The following is a 3,016-nucleotide window of genomic DNA, read 5'->3' as shown; positions in this document are numbered from 1 at the left end:
GGCGACAAGGTAAAGGTTTTCATTGAATACAATAATAATTTCAAACTACCGCAAGATGATAATGTGCCTATTATCATGATTGGTCCTGGCACCGGAATTGCGCCATTTCGTAGCTTTATTCAAGAGCGTGATAACCGTGAAGCAAAAGGAAAAAACTGGCTGTTTTTTGGTGATCGTACATTTACTCAAGATTTTCTCTATCAAGTTGAGTGGCAAAAATATCTGAAATCCGGTGTGCTGAGTCGTCTAGATGTGGCGTTTAGCCGTGATCAGCATGAGAAAGTCTACGTTCAGCATCGATTACTTGAACAATCCGAACTGGTCTGGCAATGGATTCAAAACGGTGCGTATCTTTATGTCTGTGGTGATGCAACGCACATGGCGAAAGATGTGCATGATGCACTAATTGTTATTGCACAGCAGCAAGGTGGGTTATCACGTGAACAGGCAGAGACATATATCAACGATCTGCGCAAAGCAAAACGTTATCAAAGGGATGTGTACTAATGAGCACCAAACAACAATCTAATCATCAAGAAGTATTAGGACAAGAGCTAGGCCCATTGTCAGATAACGAGCGCTTGAAACGTGAAAGTCACTTTTTACGTGGGACGATCGAGCAAGATCTGCAAGATCACATCACAGGTGGCTTTAGTGCTGACAACTTTCAGTTGATTCGCTTTCATGGCATGTATCAACAAGACGATCGCGATATTCGTAACGAACGTGCAAAACAAAAGTTAGAACCTCTGCACAATGTGATGTTACGTGCGCGCATGCCTGGCGGGATCATCACACCGAAACAATGGCTAGCGATAGATAAATTTGCAACTGAGCACAGCCTATATGGCAGCATTCGTTTAACCACTCGCCAAACCTTTCAGTTTCATGGGGTATTGAAGCCTAACATTAAATTGATGCATCAAACGTTAAACAGCATTGGTATTGATTCGATTGCCACAGCGGGTGATGTGAACCGTAACGTACTGTGTACGTCCAATCCTGTGGAGTCTGAACTGCATCAGGAAGCTTACGAATGGGCGAAGAAGATTTCGGAACATCTATTACCTAAAACGCGCGCTTATGCAGAAATTTGGTTGGATGGTGAAAAACTAGAAACTACAGATGAAGAGCCGATTTTAGGTAATAACTACTTACCGCGTAAGTTCAAAACGACAGTGGTTATTCCGCCCCAAAACGATGTGGATGTACATGCCAACGATTTAAACTTTGTTGCGATTGCCGAGCAAGGTCGGTTAGTTGGTTTTAATGTGCTGGTGGGTGGCGGCCTAGCCATGACGCACGGTGATACTTCTACTTACCCGCGTCGTGCTGATGATTTCGGATTTATTCCTTTGGATAAAACCTTAGAAGTCGCCGCCGCTGTGGTTACGACTCAGCGTGATTGGGGAAACCGGTCTAATCGTAAAAATGCAAAAACTAAATACACACTCGATAGAGTGGGCGTCGATGTGTTCAAAGCCGAAGTTGAAAAGCGTGCTGGTATTGAGTTTGCGGTCAGCCGCCCTTACGAGCTCACAGAACGTGGTGATCGGATTGGGTGGATTGAAGGCATCGATGGTAAGCATCATTTAACACTTTTCATCGAAAATGGTCGTTTACTCGATTTCCCTGATAAACCGCTAAAGAGTGGTGTGGCAGAAATTGCTAAAATCCACCAAGGTGATTTTCGTATGACGGCCAATCAAAACCTCATCGTAGCGGGAGTACCTGCTGTACAAAAAGCTACGATTGAGCAGATTGCGCGTCAGCATGGTTTGATCAATGACAATGTGAGTGAGCAACGTAAAAATTCGATGGCGTGCGTCTCTTTCCCTACGTGCCCATTAGCTATGGCTGAAGCGGAACGTTTCCTCCCTCAATTTGTAACGGATGTAGAGACGATTCTACAAAAACATGCGTTACCTAAAGAAGAAAACATTATCTTACGTGTCACAGGTTGTCCGAACGGATGTGGCCGAGCCATGTTGGCTGAAATTGGTTTAGTTGGTAAAGCTCCCGGTCGCTACAACCTACATCTTGGCGGCAATAGAGCGGGCACTCGTGTGCCTAAAATGTATAAAGAAAACATTACCGATAAACAGATCCTAGAAGAAATTGACCATCTAGTCGGCCGCTGGGCGCTAGAGCGTCAATCCAATGAGGGTTTTGGCGATTTCACCATTCGCACCGGCATTATAGAAGAGGTGATCATCTCTAAGAGAGATTTCTATGCTTGAAGTACCAGTAGTTCCTAAATTGTCCGAGTTATTGGCGCTAACAAAAGTAGAGCAAACGTTACGCCTTGCCCCATTAAATGCTTATCTCGAAACGTTAACAGCACAGCAGCGGGTCATGTGGGCGATTGAGAATCTAGAAGGAACCCATGCGCTTTCTTCTAGCTTTGGCATTCAAGCCGCATTGATGCTGCATCTGGTTTCTAGCGTAAAAAGCGATATACCAGTGGTATTGACGGATACGGGCTATTTATTTCCTGAAACATATCAATTTATTGACCAGCTCACGGATCACCTGAATCTCAATCTGCATATCTTCAGCGCTACGATAAGTCCATCATGGCAGGAGGCGCGTTACGGTAAACTTTGGGAACAAGGCGTTACTGGCATTGAACAATACAATCACCTTAATAAAGTAGAACCGATGCGAAGAGCGTTAGATGAACTAGATATTGGTACTTGGTTTTCTGGCCTACGCCGAGAGCAATCACAATCGCGGGCGACATTACCTATTTTAGCGATTCAAAATGGTGTGTTTAAATTCCTACCTGTGATTGATTGGACAAATAAAGATGTACATTATTATCTGCAAGAAAATCACCTGCCGTATCATCCATTGTGGGAGCAAGGTTACCTTTCAGTTGGTGACACTCATACCACTCGTAAATGGGAACCGGGAATGAATGAAGAAGAAACGCGTTTCTTCGGCTTAAAAAGAGAGTGTGGTCTTCATGAAGAGAATAACTAAGGAGATGATGCAGGTATTTAATCTTCTATAT

2 protein-coding genes and 1 pseudogene are annotated in these 3,016 nt (G+C 44.0%); all 3 read left to right on the top strand.

All coding sequences use genetic code 11. The features are described from left to right. Nucleotides 1–507 (top strand): annotated as a pseudogene (cysJ, locus tag B9J84_RS13980) (NADPH-dependent assimilatory sulfite reductase flavoprotein subunit); the annotation flags it as partial. Beyond that, on the top strand, nucleotides 507–2,240 hold the full coding sequence (gene cysI / locus B9J84_RS13975; RefSeq protein WP_088720751.1) for an assimilatory sulfite reductase (NADPH) hemoprotein subunit: 1,734 nt from the start codon (nucleotides 507–509) through the stop codon (nucleotides 2,238–2,240). The pseudogene cysJ and the gene cysI, both read left to right, overlap by 1 nt. Beyond that, nucleotides 2,233–2,985 carry a phosphoadenylyl-sulfate reductase gene (locus B9J84_RS13970; RefSeq protein WP_013857904.1) on the top strand — a complete coding sequence of 251 codons (753 nt, stop codon included), beginning with the start codon at nucleotides 2,233–2,235 and terminating at the stop codon, nucleotides 2,983–2,985. The genes cysI and B9J84_RS13970 overlap by 8 nt, the downstream gene beginning before the upstream one ends. The last annotated feature ends 31 nt before the right edge of the window (nucleotides 2,986–3,016 follow it).

It is taken from the genome of Vibrio sp. V03_P4A6T147 (assembly GCF_002241085.1).
Lineage (GTDB): Bacteria > Pseudomonadota > Gammaproteobacteria > Enterobacterales > Vibrionaceae > Vibrio > Vibrio anguillarum.
The sequence above is the reverse complement of the archived record's forward strand: the minus strand, read 5'-3'. Positions and strand labels throughout refer to the sequence as shown.

Bases quoted from the DNA above. Each gene is read 5' to 3' on its own strand.
- cysI (WP_088720751.1), top strand. From the start codon at position 507: ATGAGCACCAAACAACAATCTAATCATCAAGAAGTATTAGGACAAGAG.
- B9J84_RS13970 (WP_013857904.1), top strand. From the start codon at position 2,233: ATGCTTGAAGTACCAGTAGTTCCTAAATTGTCCGAGTTATTGGCGCTA.